The organism is Clostridium sp. OF09-36, from assembly GCF_003481985.1.
Taxonomy (GTDB): domain Bacteria; phylum Bacillota; class Clostridia; order Lachnospirales; family Lachnospiraceae; genus Brotaphodocola.
The window spans coordinates 1-20,414 of the sequence record NZ_QUMD01000026.1 but is presented as its reverse complement, the minus strand read 5'-3'; the positions used below and the strand labels follow the sequence as shown (position 1 = coordinate 20,414).

15 protein-coding genes, 1 rRNA gene, 1 other RNA gene and 3 pseudogenes are annotated in these 20,414 nt (G+C 49.0%); 19 read left to right on the top strand and 1 reads right to left on the bottom strand.

Annotated elements, in window-relative coordinates; genetic code table 11:
* The first annotated feature begins 79 nt into the window (after window positions 1–79).
* From DXA97_RS21155 to araA, 3 genes are read left to right on the top strand one after another with little or no spacing between them, the layout of a single operon-like run.
* The gene (locus DXA97_RS21155) at window positions 80–358 is read left to right on the top strand and encodes a GntR family transcriptional regulator (protein WP_243107710.1); all 279 of its coding nucleotides are present in this window, start codon (window positions 80–82) and stop codon (window positions 356–358) included.
* On the top strand, window positions 355–1,194 hold the full coding sequence (locus DXA97_RS15760) for a substrate-binding domain-containing protein (RefSeq protein WP_347561661.1): 840 nt from the start codon (window positions 355–357) through the stop codon (window positions 1,192–1,194). The genes DXA97_RS21155 and DXA97_RS15760 overlap by 4 nt, the downstream gene beginning before the upstream one ends.
* 47 nt (window positions 1,195–1,241) lie before the next feature.
* Complete coding sequence (gene araA / locus DXA97_RS15755; RefSeq protein ID WP_118721031.1) at window positions 1,242–2,681, top strand: L-arabinose isomerase; 1,440 nt, start codon at window positions 1,242–1,244, stop codon at window positions 2,679–2,681.
* A 125-nt stretch (window positions 2,682–2,806) separates the two neighbouring features.
* Here araA and DXA97_RS15750 read toward each other — a convergent pair whose 3' ends face one another.
* Window positions 2,807–4,603, bottom strand: coding sequence for a DUF885 domain-containing protein (locus tag DXA97_RS15750; protein ID WP_118721030.1), 1,797 nt, complete (start codon window positions 4,601–4,603; stop codon window positions 2,807–2,809).
* Window positions 4,604–4,876: 273 nt separating this feature from the next.
* Between DXA97_RS15750 and metG the strand changes: the two are divergent.
* From metG to DXA97_RS15675, 16 genes and pseudogenes are all read left to right on the top strand, one after another.
* Window positions 4,877–6,867, top strand: a pseudogene (gene metG, locus DXA97_RS15745) (methionine--tRNA ligase).
* Between the two features lie 67 nt (window positions 6,868–6,934).
* A complete protein-coding gene (locus DXA97_RS15740) occupies window positions 6,935–7,696 on the top strand; it encodes a TraX family protein (protein ID WP_118721029.1) in 762 nt (253 codons plus the stop codon).
* Between the two features lie 15 nt (window positions 7,697–7,711).
* Window positions 7,712–8,482, top strand: coding sequence for a TatD family hydrolase (locus tag DXA97_RS15735; protein WP_118721028.1), 771 nt, complete (start codon window positions 7,712–7,714; stop codon window positions 8,480–8,482).
* A 14-nt stretch (window positions 8,483–8,496) separates the two neighbouring features.
* Window positions 8,497–9,368 (top strand): annotated as a pseudogene (gene rsmA, locus DXA97_RS15730) (16S rRNA (adenine(1518)-N(6)/adenine(1519)-N(6))-dimethyltransferase RsmA).
* Between the two features lie 190 nt (window positions 9,369–9,558).
* Entirely contained in the window at window positions 9,559–10,929 is a 1,371-nt protein-coding gene (locus tag DXA97_RS15725; protein ID WP_118721027.1) for a DUF6128 domain-containing protein, read from the top strand.
* 246 nt (window positions 10,930–11,175) lie between these two features.
* Window positions 11,176–11,766, top strand: a complete 591-nt coding sequence (gene tadA, locus DXA97_RS15720; protein ID WP_118721052.1) for a tRNA adenosine(34) deaminase TadA — start codon at window positions 11,176–11,178, stop codon at window positions 11,764–11,766.
* A 114-nt stretch (window positions 11,767–11,880) separates the two neighbouring features.
* An RNA gene (ffs, locus tag DXA97_RS15715) (signal recognition particle sRNA large type) lies at window positions 11,881–12,142 on the top strand.
* Between the two features lie 162 nt (window positions 12,143–12,304).
* A pseudogene (locus tag DXA97_RS15710) lies at window positions 12,305–13,379 on the top strand (ATP-dependent 6-phosphofructokinase).
* A 63-nt stretch (window positions 13,380–13,442) separates the two neighbouring features.
* Window positions 13,443–15,056, top strand: coding sequence for a DNA polymerase III subunit gamma/tau (gene dnaX, locus DXA97_RS15705; protein ID WP_118721026.1), 1,614 nt, complete (start codon window positions 13,443–13,445; stop codon window positions 15,054–15,056).
* A gap of 27 nt (window positions 15,057–15,083) precedes the next feature.
* Complete coding sequence (locus DXA97_RS15700) at window positions 15,084–15,461, top strand: YbaB/EbfC family nucleoid-associated protein (RefSeq protein ID WP_118721025.1); 378 nt, start codon at window positions 15,084–15,086, stop codon at window positions 15,459–15,461.
* A 1-nt stretch (window position 15,462) separates the two neighbouring features.
* Window positions 15,463–16,059, top strand: a complete 597-nt coding sequence (recR, locus tag DXA97_RS15695) for a recombination mediator RecR (protein WP_118721024.1) — start codon at window positions 15,463–15,465, stop codon at window positions 16,057–16,059.
* 203 nt (window positions 16,060–16,262) lie between these two features.
* A complete protein-coding gene (locus DXA97_RS22385) occupies window positions 16,263–17,300 on the top strand; it encodes a hypothetical protein (RefSeq protein ID WP_347561658.1) in 1,038 nt (345 codons plus the stop codon).
* Window positions 17,240–18,139, top strand: a complete 900-nt coding sequence (locus DXA97_RS21145) for a hypothetical protein (RefSeq protein WP_347561657.1) — start codon at window positions 17,240–17,242, stop codon at window positions 18,137–18,139. Before DXA97_RS22385 ends, DXA97_RS21145 begins: the two co-directional genes overlap by 61 nt.
* Window positions 18,139–18,963, top strand: a complete 825-nt coding sequence (locus DXA97_RS15685; RefSeq protein WP_118721023.1) for a Cof-type HAD-IIB family hydrolase — start codon at window positions 18,139–18,141, stop codon at window positions 18,961–18,963. The genes DXA97_RS21145 and DXA97_RS15685 overlap by 1 nt, the downstream gene beginning before the upstream one ends.
* A gap of 61 nt (window positions 18,964–19,024) precedes the next feature.
* A complete protein-coding gene (locus tag DXA97_RS15680) occupies window positions 19,025–19,765 on the top strand; it encodes a CvpA family protein (RefSeq protein WP_118544151.1) in 741 nt (246 codons plus the stop codon).
* A gap of 541 nt (window positions 19,766–20,306) precedes the next feature.
* Window positions 20,307–20,414: ribosomal RNA gene (locus tag DXA97_RS15675) — 16S ribosomal RNA — on the top strand; the annotation flags it as partial.

Here is a 20,414-nt window from a genome sequence, read left to right as displayed (position 1 = left end):
CCGGAACCGACAACGGCAGCTGCCCAAATTTGTGCGGCGGGAATGCCGGCATCAGAAGAAGCATCGGAGGTTTGATGATATGCCCAGAACAGCGGGAAGTCAGAATCAGGATAATCTGAAATACCAGAAGCTTTATAACTGGGGCCGCACCCTGATCACCAGCGGAGTGCTTAAAAACCAGGATAAGTTCCCGTCCGAACATATCCTTCAGAAAAAGTTTGGATATTCCAGGCAGACGGTCCGCAACGCTTTGGACCGTCTGGAGAAAGACGGACTGATCGTCCGGGTAAAGGGAAGCGGTACTTATGTATCCTATGAAAATAGTGACGCGGACGGAGCACGTCCCCATGTGGGCTGATCTTAAGCTATTTTTCGGACTATCTGTTTCCGCAGGTATATGCAGGAATCGAATCGGTGCTCCGGGACAAAGGCTTCGAGATCGATGTAGCCGTGACAAGAAACCGTCTGAACGATGAGGAAATGTATTTAAAGGGATTCTTAAATCGGAACGTGGCTGGCCTCATCATAGAGGGAACCCGTTCTACGTTCCCGAATCCGAATCTGCGTCTTTATAAGGAAGTCCGGAAACGGAATATTCCGACCCTGTTCATCCACAACCATTACCAGAATGAGCAGTTTGACAGCGTGGAAATGTCGGACGCCCGGGCAGGCTATGAGCTGACCAGGCTGCTGATCCAGAACGGCCACCGCCGGATCGGAGGGATCTTCAAGTATGATGATATACAGGGGATCGAGCGTTACCGCGGATTTATCGAGTGCCTTTCGGATTATGGTGTCAATTTTGATGATGATTGTATCCGGTGGTATTCCACCAAGGATATGGAAGAAAAGCTGAGCAGGAAGAGTCTGCTGCGGATGTACCGCAGGACGAAGGACTGCACGGCCATGATCCTCTATAACGATGAGGTGGCCGGCTTCTATATGGATTTTTTAAAGGAACGCGGACTGAAGGTCCCGGATGATATTTCCCTGGTATCGTTTGATGATGCCGGGCCGGAGCAGGACGCGGAACTGAAGATCTTATCGGTGATCCATCCCAAATATAATCTTGGAAAGATCACGGCCAGGAACCTTCTTCGCATGATGGAGGATCCGGAATGGCAGAAAAAGAATTACGCACACCAGTTTCCGGTGACATTCAACAACGGAAACTCGGTACGTGACATAAGATGAATAGCAATAAGAAACATTCACATTTATCAAACAGGAGGTAGATTGAAATGAAAAAGTTATACTTTGCAGTAGGCTCCCAGGATCTTTACGGAGACGAGTGCTTAAAACAGGTGGCTGAGGACAGCCGCCAGATGGCAGAGTTTTTAAATGACAAATTAAAAGATATCGTGGAGGTAGAGCTGGTTCCGACTATCATCAACTCCGAGAGCTGCATCAAGATCATGCGTCAGGCATCCTGCGATGATGACTGTGTAGGCGTGATCACCTGGATGCATACCTTCTCCCCGGCTAAGATGTGGATCAAGGGTCTTCAGGAACTGAGAAAACCGCTTTTACATCTGCATACCCAGGCAAACGAGAAGCTTCCGTACGATGCGATCGATATGGACTTCATGAACTTAAACCAGTCTGCACATGGTGACCGTGAGTATGGCTTCATTGTAGCAAGAATGGGAATCCCGCACGAGGTTGTTGCAGGCTACTATAAGCATGACGATGTAGTTGCAAAGATCCGCCAGTTCGCATCTGTCGCAAAGGCAATCGCTTACTCCAAGTCCTTAAAGGTTGCTTCCTTCGGCAACAACATGCGTGAAGTAGCCGTAACCGATGGCGACCGCGTAGAGAGCCAGATCAAATACGGATGGGAGTGCAACTACTTTGCACTGGGTGACCTCGTAGACATCATCAATGCAGTGACCGAAGATGAGATCGATGCAAAGATGAAAGAGTACACCGACAAGTACACCATGAAGACTGACCGGATCGATTCTGTCCGCGAGCAGGCAAAATATGAGGTTGGCCTGGAAAAATTCCTGGCTGCCAACGGTATCGGCGCATTTGCAGACACCTTCCAGGATCTGCACGGATTAAAACAGCTTCCGGGTATCGCAGCACAGAACTTAATGGCAAAGGGAATCGGCTTTGGTCCGGAGGGCGACTATAAGATCTCTGCTTTATCCGCAGTTCTGATGAAGATGTCCGAGGGCAAAGAGGGTGCAACCGGCTTTATCGAGGACTACACCTACGATCTGACTCCGGGCCAGGAGTTAGAGCTGGCTTCCCATATGCTGGAGGTTCCGCCGGCATTTGCAGCTACCAAACCGGAGATTGATGTGCTTCCGCTTGGCATTGGCGGTAAAGAAGATCCGGCAAGACTGATCTTCGACGGCGTGACCGGCGATGGTATCCAGGTAACCATGGTTGATATGGGTGACCGCTTCCGCCTGATCTGCGCAGACATCGAGCTGGTAAAACAGCCGAAGCCGATGCCGAACCTTCCGGTAGCAAGAATCATGTACCGTCATAAACCGAACTTCCAGATCGGCACCGCAGCATGGTGCTACGCAGGTGGTGCACATCACTCTGTAGTATCTACTGCACTGACCAGAGACGATATCGCAATGTTCGCACGTCTGACCGGTACAGAGCTCATTACCATTGGTGACGATACCACCGAGGCAGACCTGCAGAAATTTTTCATGAAATAAATTATTTGGGAATGTGATCATAACGGCATAAAAACAGACAGCCGCCTCACGGATTTCTCCGTGAGCGGCTGTCTGTTACTGCTCCATCTTCTGGTTCATGAGCCAGGTAGTAAAGTAGGCCTGGATCACATCGAACGGTGCATTTCCCATATCCAGAAGGAAGGTGTGAAAGGCTTGGCAGAGAATTTTTCACCAAGCTGCAGCTTAGCGTTTTCCCTCATGTTGCGGATCTCCAGGGAGCCGATGAAGTAAGAAAGATAGTTGGCAGGATTATCCACCATGGCCTCAAACATGGAATCGGTGATGGAGTCCGGGTCACTGAAATAGGAGGAGAGGTATTTGCGGACATCTTCCCGCTCCCAGCCAAGGTAATTCACGGCCAGGTCCAGATACGCATGGATACCGAGGGTCGCTTTGGAGTTCGCTTCCAGCAGTTCGCCAAGCAGCGGGTCCAGACCGTTATCCAGCCGGTAGGACAGTGCTTCCACGTAAGCGGCCCAGCCTTCCGTGTAGCCGGAAAAGCTTAAGATCTTGCGCAGGTCAGAGCCGCAGTGGGTGTGAAACCATACGGTCTGATACAGGTGGCCCGGATAACCCTCATGGGCTATGGTATTGTAGAGCGGCTGGTTATCGTAGACGGGATTCCGGTTGATGTAGATCACATTTTCAGAGCTGTCATCCAATGGTGAGGTTAAGTAAAAGGCAGGACTTAAGGAAAGCTCTAAGGCTTTTGGAACATCCTTTAGAGTGTAGCTGCATTCCGGAAGCTGCGGGAAGTCTTTTAAGGTCTGTTCCTTTAACTCTTCCATAATGGCAGTTGGCTCCGTCTGGCGGTAGTGATAGTCAGAGAGCATGGATTCCAGCTCCGGGTGTTCGGAAAGCAGCTTTGAGGTGGTCTGCAGATTGTTGGAAATTTCCTGTTCGGTGGCCGTCATCAGTTCATCGATCGAATGGTAGGAGGTGCCGGTTGCCGTGTAGACAAGATATTCATAGTATGCCTTTCCGTTCGGGTATCCGCACATTCCCTTTTCGTTTGTTCCGGTGCCTTTTAAGGCTTCCAGTCCATCAATCAGAAGCTTGTAAGCCGGGACAAAATGTTCCTCCAGGGCTTTTTCATTGCGGGAGTAAAGTTCTTTTTTTTCATCGTCTGTCAGATCGGGAAGAGCCGCTAACCGTTCCTTAAAGGAATCGATCATAAAGTTGTTTCCCGGGACAAGCAGGTAGCTTTTGCAGGAATCGATGACATGATCCAGAGAAGTATCGCTCATCATCAGGCCGGCATTGGCTTTTTCCTGCTCAAAAGAAAGGATCTGCCCGTAAAATGTGTCCAGATATTCTAAAATATTCAGATAGTCCTCCACATCCTGGCGGGTATAAAAGACATACTCGCAGAGCAGTATCGGAAGCTGTGCCTGGGTTCCGATGGTGGGGGCTAACGGCTGGCTGTAAAGCTCCAGCCCTTCTCCTTTTTTTTCTGTGTCCATCAGGCTTTCCAGAATGCGGAGCGTAAGCTTCTGATCCCCGGTTAGAAGTGCAGGCTGAAAGGAAGCAAGCTCACTGCGAAGCTCCTCCTGGTCTTTCCGGGTCTGCAAAAATGCATCCATGGAAACCGGTGAAATGAGTGCATCGGTTTTGGTGATGCCGCGGCTTTCCGGGTTTTTCAGTAGAAAATGAAGATCCAGACGGGAGGCTGAGACCTCGTCCTGAAACAGTGTTTCTTCCAGATCCGCAAAACGCTGCTGTTCTTTTAAGCTGCTTTCTGTCAGCTGTTCATAGTCTGAAGTGCTTTCCTCCTCGTATGGGGCAGCTGTGGTGGGCTGCGGCGTGCGGGAGATGGGAGAGCAGGAACAAAGCAGCATGACGCAGAGCACTCCGGTCAGTAATGACACCAGAGCGCGCCTTTTTTTATGATCGTTATGCATGAAGCAATCCTCCAAAGTTAGTCTTAAGTGTTCCTAATTATATCCTATACGAGCCGGAAATACAACAGAACCATAGAATGCAGAATATTGAGTTTTCACGGACTTTATGATATCATTAACTTAATTGGCGCAACAAACTACAGGCTTGCGCAGTTGCAGCGCCGGATATACAGACTGTACGCATTACGGTTCACAGGTTTCACAGACAGTAATGCACAGGCGTCACATTTGACAGGCAGGTCCGGCAGCGAAAGTTTAGGAGGAACATGGCTCATGTGTCAGAATGAAAATTGTAATTGCAAGAAACCGTATTATATCACCACCGCGATCGCTTATACATCCGGTAAGCCGCATATCGGCAACACCTACGAGATCGTATTAGCAGACAGCATCGCGCGTTTTAAGAGAGAGCAGGGCTATGATGTCCGCTTCCAGACCGGTACCGACGAGCACGGTCAGAAGATTGAGTTAAAGGCAGAGGCAGCAGGCGTAACCCCGAAGGAATTTGTCGATGATGTGGCAGGCCAGATCAAAACTATCTGGGATCTGATGAATACTTCCTACGACAAATTTATCCGTACCACCGATGCAGACCATGAGGCTCAGGTCCAGAAGATCTTTAAGAAGCTGTATGACCAGGGAGATATTTACAAAGGCTACTACGAAGGCCTTTACTGCACTCCGTGTGAGTCCTTCTTCACCGAATCCCAGTTAGTAGACGGCAAGTGCCCGGACTGCGGACGTGAAGTGCAGCCGGCAAAGGAAGAAGCATACTTCTTCAGAATGAGCAAATACGCAGACCGCCTGATCGCGTATATCAACGAGCATCCGGAGTTCATCCAGCCGGTATCCAGAAAGAATGAGATGATGAACAACTTCCTGCTTCCGGGACTGCAGGATCTGTGCGTATCCAGAACCTCCTTTACCTGGGGAATTCCGGTTGCCTTCGATCCGAAGCACGTTACCTATGTATGGCTGGATGCCCTGACAAACTACATCACCGGTCTTGGCTACGACTGCGACGGAAACCACGGAGAGCTGTTTGAGAAATACTGGCCGGCAGACCTTCATCTGATCGGTAAGGATATCATCCGTTTCCATACCATTTACTGGCCGATTTTCCTGATGGCACTGGATCTTCCGCTGCCGAAGCAGGTATTTGGCCATCCGTGGCTGTTACAGGGTGACGGCAAGATGAGTAAATCCAAGGGCAACGTCCTTTATGCAGACACTCTGGTAGATTTCTTCGGTGTCGATGCAGTCCGTTACTTTGTTCTGCACGAGATGCCGTTCGAGAACGATGGCGTGATCTCCTGGGAGCTGATGGTAGAGCGCATGAACTCTGATCTGGCAAACATCCTTGGAAACCTGGTAAACCGTACCATTTCCATGTCCAATAAATACTTTGGCGGCGAGGTAAGAAATGGCGGCGCTGCCGATGCAGTGGATGAGGACTTAAAGAACGTCGTTCTGGAATCCGTAAAGAAAGCAGAGGCAAGATGAATGAGCTGCGTGTGGCAGATGCCATCACCGAGATCTTCAACATCTTCCGCCGCTGCAATAAATATATTGATGAGACCATGCCGTGGTCTCTGGCAAAGGATGAGGCTCAGAAAGATCGTCTGGCAACTGTGCTCTACAATCTGGTAGAGGCAATCACCATCGGCGCATCCTTACTGGAGTCCTTCATGCCGGATACCTCTAAGAAGATCCTGGCACAGCTCCATGCACAGAAGCGTGCCCTTTCCGAGATGGATCAGTTCGGTCTGTATCCGTCCGGCGAGCATGTAACCGACGCTCCGGAGATCCTGTTCGCAAGAATGGATATCAAAGAAGTGATGGAAAAAGTAGAAGCAATGCGCGCTGCTGAGAAGGCTGCAGCACCGGCCGCAGAGGAAGCAAAGGAAGAGGAGCCGGTCATCGACATCGAGCCGAAGGCTGAAATCGAGTACGATGACTTTGCAAAGCTCCAGTTCCAGGTTGGAGAGATCATTGCCTGCGAGGCTGTGAAGAAGTCCAAGAAGCTTCTCTGCTCCCAGGTTAAGATCGGCAGCCAGGTAAAACAGATCGTCAGCGGAATCAAGGCACATTATTCACCGGAAGAGATGGTAGGCAAGAAGGTTATGGTAGTTGTAAACTTAAAGCCTGCAAAGCTGGCTGGTGTACTGTCTGAGGGTATGCTTCTCTGCGCAGAAGATGCAGACGGAAACCTGTCCTTAATGGTTCCGGAGAAGAAGATGCCGTCCGGCGCTGAGATCTGCTAAGGTGATAACCCGGAAGTAAAAGCATGCCGGCTGCGGGACAGCCGCAAAGAATGAGGAACAAAGACAGATGTCTGAAAAACAAATTTTGAGACATGGATTAAACGGCAATCAGTTAAAGCTGATTGCCGTTGTCAGTATGTTATGCGATCATGCAGCAATCCGCCTGCTGGCTTACGGGCTGATCCCGGCGCTGCGTGAGACAGGAGCGGATGCCGCGGCAGATCTGTGGAACCAGGTTTTCTGGATTTTGCGCTCGGTGGGGCGTATGGCATTTCCGATTTATGTATTTCTTCTCGTGGAAGGCTTCTGCCATACGGCAAACCGCAGGCGCTATGCAATGCGCCTTGGAATCTTTGCACTTCTCTCCGAGGTCCCGTATGACCTGCTGTTATTTGGAAAACCCTGGGATATACGGGCGCAGAATGTGTTTATCACCCTGTTCCTTGGAATTTTGATGTTAACGGTCATAGACTGGATCGGAAAAAATACCGAAGCGGGTATGGCACCTTACCGGCAGATGGGCGTGATCGCGGCAACGGCACTTCTTGCCTGGTTTTTGAAGTGCGATTACGATGCTGTAGGAATTATGCTGATCGCGCTGTTTTTCTGGCTTCGTCCGCAGCCGGGGACGGCATGTCTGCTGGGACTGCTTTTTCTGGCGGCAGCCGAGTCAAAACCGGTCTACCTGCCCGGACTGGCAGCTGCGTTCTGCCTGATCCGCTGCTATAACGGGACACGCGGGGGATTCCGGGGGAAATGGTTTTTCTATCTGGTGTATCCGGTGCATTTGCTGCTTTTGTATGGGTTATCCAGATTGCTGTTTGGTTAGTTAAAGGAGAACATTATGATTTTTGATACCCATGCCCATTACGATGATGAGGCATTTAACGAGGACCGCGATGCTGTTTTAAAAAGTCTGTCAGAGCACGGCATTGAGGCCGTGGTAAATGTAGGCGCCAGCATCCAGACAACGAAAAATACATTGGAGCTGATGAAAAAATATCCATTTGTCTATGGTGCGGTCGGCGTGCATCCAAGTGAGACAGCAGAGCTGAATGATCACCTGTTTGACTGGCTGCGCCATGTGTCAGAGAAAGAGAAAGTGGTGGCGATCGGAGAAATCGGTCTGGATTATCACTGGGACGAGCCAGAGCCGGAGCTTCAGAAAACCTGGTTTGTGCGTCAGCTTGGACTGGCAAGGGAGCGGAAACTTCCGGTTATCATTCACAGCCGTGATGCTGCAAAAGACACGCTTGATATCATGAAGGCAGAAAAAGCGGGAGAAATCGGAGGAGTGATTCACTGCTTTTCTTACAGTCTGGAAATGGCGAAGGAATATCTGAATATGGGCTTTTATCTGGGAATCGGCGGTGTGCTGACGTTCAATAACGCGAAAAAGTTAAAAGAAGTGGTCGGGTATATGCCGCTGGAGCGGATCGTACTGGAGACCGACTGCCCGTATCTCTCCCCGGTGCCAAACCGTGGAAAACGGAATTCCTCGCTGAACCTTCCTTATGTGGTAGAGGAAATCAGCCGGATCAAACAGGTACCGGCAGAGCAGATCATTGAGATCACAAACCGGAATGCAAAGCAGATGTACCGGATAGAAAAATAAAGGAGGGAAGAAGCATGAGAGAAAAGCTTGGTAATCCGAAGAATACCATCGAAGTAATCCAGAAATATCAGTTTGCCTTTCAGAAAAAGTTTGGCCAGAACTTCCTGATCGATCCCCATGTGCTGGATAAGATCATAGGGGCAGCAGGCGTCACAAAAGAGGATATGGTGCTGGAAATCGGACCTGGTATTGGAACCATGACGCAGTACCTGGCAGAGGCAGCCGGGAAGGTCGTTGCAGTAGAGATCGACAACAACCTGATCCCGATTTTAAAAGAGACGCTGGCTGATTACGATAACATTACCATCATCAACGAAGACATCCTGAAAGTTGACATAAAAAAACTGGCAGAGGAGTACAATGGCGGCCGTCCGATCAAGGTTGTGGCAAATCTGCCGTATTATATTACCACACCGATTATTATGGGCTTGTTTGAAAGCAATGTGCCGATTGATAACATTACCGTTATGGTGCAGAAAGAGGTTGCAGACCGCATGCAGGTAGGACCGGGCTCCAAGGACTATGGCGCACTGTCTCTGGCCGTGCAGTATTACGCAGAGCCGTATATTGTGGCGAATGTACCGCCGAACTGCTTCATCCGCGCCCGAATGTGGGGTCTGCGGTCATCCGTCTGACCCGCCATAAGGAAATGCCGGTTCAGGTAACCGATCCGAAGCTGATGTTCCGTCTAATCCGCGCATCTTTCAACCAGCGCAGAAAGACATTGCAGAACGGTTTGAATAACGCACCGGACATTTCTTTTACTAAGGAACAGATCATAGCGGCCATTGAAAGCCTGGGAGTTCCGGCAACGATCCGTGGTGAGGCACTGGATTTAAAACAGTTTGCGCAGTTAGCGAATTATTTTACGGAACATTGTAAATAAAGTAACTGTTCAGTAGGTCTGCGCTGACCGTAAGAAAACATAGGCTGGCAGGCAAAAATCCCATTGCCGCAGGCAATTTTTCATGGATTTTTGCTTGTGACTGTGACGGTACTGAACAGTTACTAAATAAATATTTTGGACATAGCTCTCATATCCTTCGCATATACATAATAGCGGAGGGATGAGAGCTATGTCTGATTATCGGAGACTGATTTCGTACATATATGCATACGAGGGTGGAGAAAAAGGAAAAAATATAGGGTTTGCCAAGATCGACATGCGCGGTCCGCAGTGCCGGATCCAGGTGAATGTCAAGAAGGTTTATGTAGGCAGCAGCGATATCGGTGTATATCTGCTTCATACCGGTGGGGAAGTTCTGCTGGGACGGATCTTTATCCGCAGCGGTGCGGGAGAGTTTCGCACCCAGGTGCAGTCCGAAGATGTGGATGGAACCGGCATTCGCATAGAAGACTGTTACGGTCTCACGATCCATGATATGGAAAATGCCTGGCAGAGCTATACTACGATTTGGGAGGATGCAGTAGCGCAGACCGCAGAGATCCAGCTGGCAGAGGTAACGGCAGAGCATATCCGCAGGCAGCAGGAAGAGAGGATGCAGCAGGAACGAAAACAGCAGGAACGAAAACAGCAGGAACAAAAACAGCAGGAACAAAAACAACAGGAAGAACAGCAGGATCAGCAAAGTCTTCCTATATCAGCAGAAATCGAGCGTGAACTGGAGGCAGAGGAAGAAAAGCTGGAAGCGACTGCGCCGTGGGAAGAAAATGTAGCAGTGGATGGGGGAAAAAACGAACAGTCGTGTCAGAATATTGGGGGAAGTAAGCGGGAAAGTGTACAGGCAGAATCTGTGAAAGAAGCCTGTGTGGAGAACATGCAGGCAGAATCTACAGTGGAAAATTGTCTGGAGAGCAAGCAACCGGAATCGGTGGCTGAAAAACGTCTAGAGAGTATGCTGACAGAGCCTGTGGTGGAAAAACATTTGGAGGATTTTGCGCCAGATTCCAGGATGGAAAAGCATCGAAAACGAATACCGGAAGAAGGTATGGCAGAGGTGCAGCAAATAAATCTGCCGGAAGAACAGACAGAGAAGCAGCCGGACGATCAGGATGTGCATCAAGGCCCGGAGGACACCGCACGTCTGGCAGAGCTTGACCGGGAAGAAAATGAAGAACTTGCAGATACGAATATCTGGAAAAAAATGAGTGGTCAGTACACAAAGGTTCTGGCTTTTGACTATGACAATGACTGCGAAATCCTCTCCATAAAACCCCAGGACATCGGGCTTTTACCGCGGGAAATCTGGGTGTATGGAAATAACAGCTTCCTGCTTCATGGATATTATAATTACCGCCATCTGATCCTGGCGAAGCTGCAGGACCCGCAGAAGACACCGCGGTATCTTCTGGGAGTACCCGGACATTATTTCAGCAACGAAAAATACATGGCTTCCATGTTTGGTTTCCCGCATTTTGTACTGGCAAGGAAACAGCCTCAGGGAGACGGAAGATTTGGCTACTGGTATACGGATATCCGGTTATGAAGATTTGTTGTTATTCATGAGATTCCGTTGCCGGGCACACATGCGTGTACAGGAAATACACGTTGCACAGACAGTAACGAAAAAGCTTCCGAATTCTGCGTATATCCGTTATACTGTTGTTATGGATTACTGTTTGCCCATATGTGAGCAGTAACAGCTATAAAAACAACTGGTTATGGAAACGAAACATACAGAGCTGGGAAGGAATTTGTTGTGGCAGAAGAAAAGAGAGTAAAAGAAAGTCCAATGATAGAAAAAGATGCACCGGAGGTAACCGCAGCACCAGAGGATATCCGTTATATGAAAGAGGCAATCCGGCAGGCGAAAAAGGCTGCGGCTCTGGGAGATGTCCCCATTGGTTGTGTGATCGTATATCAGGGAAAGATCATTGGCCGTGGTTATAACCGTCGCATGGCAGACAAAACGGTCCTGGCTCATGCAGAAATCATCGCAATACGGAAAGCCTGCAGGAAAATGGGAGACTGGCGGCTGGAGGACTGTACAATGTATGTAACTTTAGAACCGTGTCCCATGTGTGCAGGAGCCATTGTGCAGGCGCGGATCCCCAATGTGGTCATTGGCTGTATGAATCCCAAGGCCGGCTGTGCCGGGTCGGTGCTGGACATGCTCCATGAGGAAGGGTTTAACCATCAGGTGGAGACAAAAATCAATGTATGCAGGGAAGAATGCTCGGGAATGCTGTCGCAGTTTTTCAAAGACCTGAGAAAAAAACGTTTGGCAGAGAAAGAACAGGCAAAACAGCAGACCGCAGAAGAAAATTCTGTAGAAAAAACCAGCAGTTTCACAAAGGGTGAGAAAGTGAAGGCTCAGCCTTGACAAATCCCTGCGTTCTAAGGTATACTAAACAGGCATTTGCGAGGAAAAGAAACTGTTTGCGCAGCGTGTGAACAGCAACAAACGCAGGTGCCACAAGAACATGTCATAAAGCTTCCGCGCAGCCGGGGAGATAGCGGTGCCCTGTATCTGCAATCCGCTCCAGCAGAGGTGATATCCCGCCTCGGATGCGAACTTGCAGGGCTGCCCCTGGTAAGCGGCGTTGACGTTTGGGTCTTGCGCAACAGAACCTCATGAACCGTGTCAGGGCAGGAATGCAGCAGCACTAAGTGAGTCCCTCTGTGTGCCGTAAGGAAGCCTGGACCGAGCTGGCTGCCAGGGTAACGCCTGTGAGCCGTATACAAAGCGGGGTGCGCGGATTTAATAAAGAATAATAATGGGTGTATCTTCAGAGAATGAAGGTATGCCCATTTTTCTTCTTTCTCCTAATAAAAGATGGACAAACGAGAAAGCGTTGTATTATAATAAAGTGGGTTTTTTTTATTTAGGATAACTATAAAGAAAGAAGGGTGTGTCTTCGATGAGAGTAGGAATACTGACCAGCGGCGGCGATTGCCAGAGCTTAAACGCAACCATGCGCGGTGTGGCAAAAGCACTGTATAAGATGTTTGAAGATGTAGAGATCATTGGTTTTGAAGATGGCTATAAAGGCTTAATGTATGCAGATTACCAGATCATGAAACCTTCGGATTTTTCCGGAATCCTGACAAAGGGCGGAACCATCCTCGGTACGTCAAGACAGCCATTTAAGCTGATGCGTGTTCCAGATGAAAATGGTCTGGACAAGGTTGAGGCCATGAAGCACACATACCGGAAATTGAAATTGGAATGTCTGGTGGTGCTGGGCGGAAACGGAAGCCAGAAAACGGCGAACCTTCTGCGGGAAGAGGGCTTAAATGTGGTATCTCTTCCGAAGACAATTGATAATGATCTTTGGGGAAGCGATGTAACCTTCGGTTCCAGAGTGCGATCAATGTAGCAACCAACGCCATCGACTGCATTCATACAACAGCGGCATCCCATGGACGTGTTTCATCGTGGAGGTCATGGGCCATAAGGTTGGCTGGCTGACCCTGTACGCAGGAATGGCTGGCGGTGCCGACATTATCCTGCTTCCAGAAATCCCGTACGATATCAATGTCATCGTTGCGGCATTAAAGGAGCGCAGCAAACAGGGCAAGCGTTTTTCCATCCTGGCTGTTGCGGAAGGCGCAATCTCCAAGGAAGATGCGGGCTTAAGCAAGAAGGAATTAAAAGAAAAGAAAAAGAACCAGGTGATCTATCCGTCAGTTGCTTACGAGCTTGGCGCACAGATCACGGAACGGACCGGACAGGAAGTCCGTGTGACAGTTCCGGGGCATACCCAGAGAGGCGGCGAGCCGTGTCCGTATGACCGGGTGCTTTCTACCCGTCTTGGTGCGGCAGCGGCAAAGCTGATCCAGGAAAAGAAATATGGTTATATGGTGGCAGTGCGGAATAACGAGATTACGGAAGTTCCGCTGGAGGAGGTTGCCGGAAAATTAAAAACGGTAGATCCGAACTGCTCCATGATCCAGGAAGCCAAGATGATCGGAATCAGCTTTGGTGATGAATAAAGACAGCCTGACAGGCCGGTGGATTCGGTGAGTCAGACTGCCGGAAACAAGGAGTTAAAGAATATGTCATATACTGCACTATACCGGAAATGGCGCCCTGCCCAGTTTGATGATGTCAAGGGTCAGGATCATATTGTGCAGACATTAAAAAACCAGATTACCAGCGGGCGTATCGGCCATGCTTATCTGTTTTGCGGAACACGGGGAACCGGCAAAACTACCATTGCAAAGATTTTTGCAAAGGCAGTAAACTGTGAGCATCCAGTGGACGGAAGTCCGTGCAATGAATGCGCAGCCTGCAAGGCAATCGCATCCGGAAGCTCCATGAATGTAGTAGAGATCGACGCGGCATCCAACAACGGTGTGGAGAATATCCGTGAGATCCGGGAACAGGTCCAGTATCCGCCGACGGAAGGCGCGTACCGGGTTTATATCATCGATGAGGTGCATATGCTTTCTACCGGTGCATTTAATGCGCTGTTAAAAACACTGGAAGAGCCGCCTTCTTACGTGATCTTTATCCTGGCAACGACAGAGGTGCACAAGATCCCGGTCACGGTATTGTCCCGCTGCCAGCGCTATGATTTCCGGCGTATCACGATCGATACCATTGCGGCGCGTCTGCGGGAGCTGGCCGATGCGGAAAATATCCAGGTAGAGGAGAAAGCGCTGCGCTATGTAGCCAAGGCGGCGGATGGCTCCATGCGAGATGCTTTAAGCCTGTTAGACCAGTGTGTAGCGTTTCATTATGGCACGCTGCTCACTTACGATAATGTGCTGGAAGTGCTGGGCGCAGTGGATTCTGGTGTTTTTAGTGAACTGCTGCGTGCTGTGATCGCAAAGGACACAACAGCGTGCATGAAAAAACTGGAAGAAATGGTGATCCAGGGTCGGGAACTGGGGCAGTTTGTCACAGATTTTATCTGGTACCTGAGGAATCTTCTAGTGTTAAAAACAGCCGATGACGCAGAAAATATGCTGGATATGTCAGAGGACAACTTAAAGCTATTACGGGAAGAGGCAGAAATGATCAGCGGGGAAACGCTCATGCGTTTTATCCGGATCTTTTCAGAACTTTCCAATCAGATCCGCTATGCAAGCCAGAAGCGGGTACTGATTGAACTGGCATTGATCAAGCTGACAAAGCCGCAGATGGAGCCGAATCTGGATTCCATTTTACAGCGGTTAGAAGAACTGGAAGACCGGATGGATGAAGGAGTTCCGGTCAATTCCCAGATGATGCAGCAGATGGCGGCCCAGATGGGACAGCAGGGAAGCGGAATGCAGGCACCGGTCGATGCAGAGCCTGCACAGGCACCGCAGCAGGTATCGATTCCAAAAGCCCAGCTGGAAGATTTAAACCTCATCCGTCAGGACTGGGGAAAAATTATCCGGGAACTTGGCGGCGCGATCCGTCCAAGCTTCCGTGATACAGTGCTGGAACCCAGTGGAGACAGCTGTCTGTGCATCGTATTTTCAAATGGGGACAACTATGCCATCGGCAGCAGGCCTACGGTCCTTGGCGCGCTGGAAAAGTATGTGGAGGAGCAGTATGGCAAGACCATGTATTTCAAAGCGCGCATGAGAAATGCCGGTGAGCGGCTGAACACCATTTACGTCAGTGACGAAGAATTAAAAAATGCGGTTCACATGGATATTACAATAGAAGATGAGTAACTGAGCAGATGCAAAACAGTTATAAAGATGACAAAGATTAGGAGGAAGCATCATGGCAAAACGTGTGGATTCCCGGGCGGAATGCCGGGAAATATGAATAATTTAATGAAACAGGCGCAGAGAATGCAGCGCCAGATGGAAGAGACAACGAAAGAACTGGAAGAGAAGGAGTACAGTGCATCCGCAGGCGGCGGTGCTGTAACTGTAACCGTTTCCGGTAAAAAAGAAGTGCTTTCTGTAAAGCTTTCTGAGGAAGTAGTAGATCCAGATGACATCGAGATGCTTCAGGATCTGATCGTGGCAGCAACCAATGAGGCTCTGCGCAAGATGGAAGATGAGTCTCAGGCAGCCATGTCAAAGTTGACCGGCGGATTAGGCGGTCTGGGCGGAGGCTTCCCATTCTAAAATGGATTACTACAGCAAACAGATCACAACACTGATCGAGGAATTATCAAAGCTTCCGGGTGTTGGAAGCAAATCAGCACAGAGACTGGCATTTCATATCATCAATATGCCGCAGGAGCAGGTGGCGAGTCTGGCTAGCGCGATCACGCAGGCCAAGGCGAATATCCGTTACTGCAAGGAGTGTTATACTCTGACAGATCAGGAACTCTGTCCAATCTGCAGCAGCGACAAGCGTGACCATAAAACGATCATGGTGGTTGAAAACACCAGGGATCTGGCTGCATACGAAAAGACAGGAAAGTATGAAGGTGTATACCATGTACTGCACGGAGCCATTTCTCCGATGCTGGGTATAGGACCCAATGACATCAGGCTGAAGGAGCTGATGCAGCGTCTTCAGGGGGACATAAAAGAAGTGATCATTGCCACCAATTCCAGCCTGGAAGGGGAAACTACGGCCATGTACATCAGTAAGCTGATCAAGCCTACAGGAATCCGTGTAAGCAGGATTGCAAGCGGGGTACCGGTTGGAGGAGATCTGGAGTATATTGATGAGGTAACCCTGTTAAGGGCATTAGAAGGGCGCGTGGAGTTGTAGGGCAGGTCAGAGACCAGCTGCCGGTGTCTGCGGAGCAGAAAAACGGCGGCGAGAGAATGGATATTTGCCCGTTGCTGGCCATGCGTACATGAACAGCAGCGAAATGACAGTGGCAAAGGAGTGCAGAAGATGGATAAATACGAGTTTAACATAAAAGTAGAACAAATCAGAAAATTAAGCAATCAGGCGATTTTGAGACAGCCATGAAAATTGCGGATACCATTGACTGGAAGAAGGTCCGCAATGCGAATCTGCTGTCTATGGTTGCCAACGTTTACGAAAAGAACCATGAGTATCAGGATGCAAAAGACATTCTGCTGATGGCTTTTGAGCGTGCGCCGATCGGGAAACGGCTGCTTTACAAGCTGACCGATCTTGCGTTAAAGGAAGGCAATGTAGAGGAAGCAAATGCTTACTACCGGGAATTCTGTGATCTGGCGGGAGATGATCCGCGCCAGCATCTGCTCCGTTATATGATTTTAAAGGCGATGGATGCGCCGATTGAGCAGCAGATCCATTCTCTGGAGGGCTATACCGAAGAAGAGTTGGATGAAAAATGGCTGTACGAGCTGGCAGAGCTGTATCACCGTGCCGGTGATGCGCAGCGCTGTGTGGCAGCCTGCGATAAGATCATGCTGATGTTTGGTCTTGGCAAATATGTAGATAAGGCCATGGAGCTGAAGGTCCAGTATGCGCCGTTAAATAAGTACCAGATGGACCTGGTAGAAAACCGGGATAAATACGAGGAAAAACTGCGCGCAGTAGAGCAGGCCTTTGAAGAGGAAGATGCGATGGATGACGAGCCGGAGACTGATGTGCAGCCGGAGGCAGAACAGTCAGGAAATGCCGCTGAAGAAACAGATGCAGAGGCAGAAGCAGAGCTGGCTTCAGAAGTGGTTTCGGAAGAACAGAATTTGCTAAAAGAGGTTGCTGTAAAAGACGTCGATGAAGAAAACACAGAAGCACCGGAGGTAAATATTACTCCGGATCTTTCCTATGGAAAAGAAGCAATTGTGGCACAGGTACAGCAGGCAGAGACCGAGGCACAGCTTGCAAAAGAGGTATCGCGGATCGGGAAAGATGCAGTGGAGGAGGAGAGTGATCTGGGCAAGACCCGGTACTGGATTCCATTCGCCGTATGCCGGCGGCAGAAGCTGCGCAGAAAGTGGAAACAAAAACCGTGGAGCCGGAAATCGAAGAGATTGACGAATTTGACGAGGAACCAGAACTTCCGCGCATGACCAATCACCTGATGATCGAGGCAAGATCTCCTGAAAAAGGTATGGAGATTGCGATTCAGACCTTAAAACAGATTCAGAAAGAAACCGGAATTAAGAATCCGGTGGCAAAGATTACCGGTTCCAAGCTGAATAAGCGTGGAATCCTTGCCTGCGCAGACAAGCTGAGCGGAAAAGATCTTATGATTGAAGAGGCCGGAGACTTAACGCCTCAGATGATCGGGGAACTGGAAACACTTATGACCCGCGATACCAGCGGCATGCGTATTATCCTGATCGACAACCCGAAACAGATGGAGATGCTGCATGCGCAGAATCCGTCGCTGGCAGACAAGTTTGAGTGCATTGGCTGTGATTATCCGCCGGTACAGGCAGCGGAGCCAGAGGTTGCTGCGGCAGAGCCGGAAAGCATGGCAGAACCGGAGCGAGAATCAAACCTTAAGCAGGCAGAGCGTCCGGTACGTAAGGTGGTTTCAACCAGCAATGGGGCTATGCGGGCGCCGGAACCGGAATTAGAAGCTTCAGAACAGGAAGCGGCAGAACTAGCCGAACCTGCAGAAGAAGCAGAAATGGATATCGATGAATTTGCGCAGTATTGCTGCAAATATGCATCAGAGATTGACTGCAGCATTACCGGTAAGAGCATGCTTGCGCTTTATGAGCGAATCGAGATCATGGAAGAAGATGGAATCCCGCTGACCAGAAAGGAAGCACAGGCTTTGATCGAGGAAGCTGCGGACCGTGCGGAAAAACCATCTCTCGGCAAAGCCATTAAGGGATTGTTTTCTTCTAAGTATGACAAAGACGGCATGCTGATTTTAAAGGAAGAGCATTTTATATAATGAGAAGAGAAATTAGATTAATTGCACTTGATTTAGACGGGACGCTTCTGGATAGCCAGAAGCGTCTCTCTGCGAGAAATGAAAAGGCACTGAAAGAATGTATTGCCCGCAGGATTTATATTGTACCCTGTACCGGCCGCATCTGGGGAGGCGTGCCGGAGTTTTTGCGTACTTTGCCAGGAATCCGTTATGCCATTACGACGAATGGTGCGATCGTGGAAGACGTGGCAGAGCATAAGATCCTGGATGAGCGGAAGCTGGGCTGCGCACAGGCAATCGATATTTTGGAAATGGCAGGAAAGTTTCATACCATGTACGATGCCTATGTGAATGGATGTGCATATGGGGAAAAGCGGTTTCTGGAACATATGGATGATTACGCGATCCCGGATACGATCCAGGCAATGGTCCGCCAGACAAGACAGGAAGTACCGGATGTCGTGGAGAAGGTCCGCGCGTTAGGGCTTACGGTGGAAAAAATCAATTATTTCTTTGGTGACCAGCAGGAGCGTGCCCGCGCAAGAAGAGCCTTGCAGGACCGCGGGGACGTAATTGTCAGTTCATCCCTGGACAATAACCTGGAGATCAATGCGCCCGGAGCAACAAAAGGGGAAGCAATCCTTCGCCTGGCAAAGCATCTGGGCTTAAGCCGGGAACAGACCATGGGTTTCGGCGACGGGGAAAATGATATGACTATGATCCGCATGGCCGGAATCGGTGTTGCCATGGGAAATGCTGTGGAAGCATTAAAGGCAGAGGCAGACTATGTAACCGTGACGAATGATGAAGACGGGGTTGCGGATGCAATCGAAAAATTGTTGTGAAAATTTGCATGAAAGAAATATATGTATGTGGTGGCCGGAAGCGCAGAATGGAGTATATCATATGGATTTTTTAGCAGAACACTGGCTGTCTGTCGGTGTGGGCGTATTCTGGCTGTCTATGGTGCTTTATGGACATTATAGAGGGTTGGTGCGCATTGCAGTGACATTATTAGCGTTGATCCTGAGCCTTGTTGTGACACGTGTAGCCATGCCGTGTGTGACGGCTGCATTGAATCATAATACTGCCATCCATCAGATGGTGGGGGAGAGTCTTTTGAAAATGGCCGGGGCAAAAGCTGGAATGGAAGAAACAGATGAGCCAGATGGAACAGAAGTACAGCCCTCGTATCAGAGAAATATAATAGAAAATTTAAAGCTTCCGGAACAAATGAAGGAGGTACTGCTGGAAAATAACAATAGTGAGATTTACCGTATGCTGGGCGTGAACCGTTTTTTTGATTATCTCGGGTCATATCTGGCAACGATGGTAATCCGGACGTTTGGCTCCGGAATCTTATTTGCGGTGGTATTTCTCTTCTTCCGGATGGGCGCACATTGGCTGGACCAGGTAGCACGGCTTCCAATCATATCAGAATTAAACCAGCTAGCTGGTGCATTACTTGGAGGTGTTGCGGGTCTTCTGATCATATGGCTCGCCGGTCTTATTATAAAGGCCTGCTCTGGTATGGTGTGGGCACAGCCGGTGCTTATACAGATTGAAAAAAGCTGGTGGCTGAGCTTGCTGTATCAGAATAATCTGTTTAACTGGCTGTTCTTGTGTATTTTGAAGGGCTTTTCGTGAGGACTAGGGCAGAATGCGGTGTATAATCCGGTTGCTGTTTGCGCACCGCGTAAATAGCAACCGGATTTTGCCTGATTTTTAAGCCTTTTTGCGTGTGGCTTTTTGTTTTTATATTTTTTGAAAAAAGTTGTTGACAAACCATTTCCTGGATGGTATAGTATAACTCACCCGCGAAAAACAGCGGGACAGAAAAAAGAAAATAAAAAAACTGTTGACAAAAGCGTAAACATCTGGTAAGATACAACACGCTGCTGAAAACAGCAAAACGAATCTGAAAAGATTCAAAAAGAAATTTAAAAAAGTTGTTGACAAAAGCTTGAGCTGTGCTAAACTATCAAAGTTGCCGCTGAGAGCGAGACAACAAGATGAACCTTGAAAATGAAAGATTGAACAGTGTTTAAAACCCTGAAAATTCTAATAAAAAAGAGTCCTGGTTGGACATCTTTGAATGAGAAAATTCAGAACAAAAACAAACCAAACAACAGTAGAACGGTTTAAACAATTAGCTAGTGGTTAATTTTTGAACCGGGAAACAAACTTTTTATTTGAGAGTTTGATCCTGGCTCAGGATGAACGCTGGCGGCGTGCTTAACACATGCAAGTCGAGCGAAGCACTTATGAAAGATTCTTCGGATGATTTCATTTGTGA

Bases quoted from the DNA above. Each gene is read 5' to 3' on its own strand.
- DXA97_RS15680 (WP_118544151.1), top strand. From the start codon at position 19,025: ATGGATTTTTTAGCAGAACACTGGCTGTCTGTCGGTGTGGGCGTATTC.
- tadA (WP_118721052.1), top strand. From the start codon at position 11,176: ATGATAGAAAAAGATGCACCGGAGGTAACCGCAGCACCAGAGGATATC.
- DXA97_RS22385 (WP_347561658.1), top strand. From the start codon at position 16,263: ATGAAAATTGCGGATACCATTGACTGGAAGAAGGTCCGCAATGCGAAT.
- DXA97_RS15740 (WP_118721029.1), top strand. From the start codon at position 6,935: ATGTCTGAAAAACAAATTTTGAGACATGGATTAAACGGCAATCAGTTA.
- DXA97_RS15725 (WP_118721027.1), top strand. From the start codon at position 9,559: ATGTCTGATTATCGGAGACTGATTTCGTACATATATGCATACGAGGGT.
- araA (WP_118721031.1), top strand. From the start codon at position 1,242: ATGAAAAAGTTATACTTTGCAGTAGGCTCCCAGGATCTTTACGGAGAC.
- recR (WP_118721024.1), top strand. From the start codon at position 15,463: ATGGATTACTACAGCAAACAGATCACAACACTGATCGAGGAATTATCA.
- dnaX (WP_118721026.1), top strand. From the start codon at position 13,443: ATGTCATATACTGCACTATACCGGAAATGGCGCCCTGCCCAGTTTGAT.
- DXA97_RS15735 (WP_118721028.1), top strand. From the start codon at position 7,712: ATGATTTTTGATACCCATGCCCATTACGATGATGAGGCATTTAACGAG.
- DXA97_RS15685 (WP_118721023.1), top strand. From the start codon at position 18,139: ATGAGAAGAGAAATTAGATTAATTGCACTTGATTTAGACGGGACGCTT.
- DXA97_RS15700 (WP_118721025.1), top strand. From the start codon at position 15,084: ATGACAAAGATTAGGAGGAAGCATCATGGCAAAACGTGTGGATTCCCG.
- DXA97_RS21155 (WP_243107710.1), top strand. From the start codon at position 80: ATGCCCAGAACAGCGGGAAGTCAGAATCAGGATAATCTGAAATACCAG.
- DXA97_RS15750 (WP_118721030.1), bottom strand. From the start codon at position 4,603: ATGCATAACGATCATAAAAAAAGGCGCGCTCTGGTGTCATTACTGACC.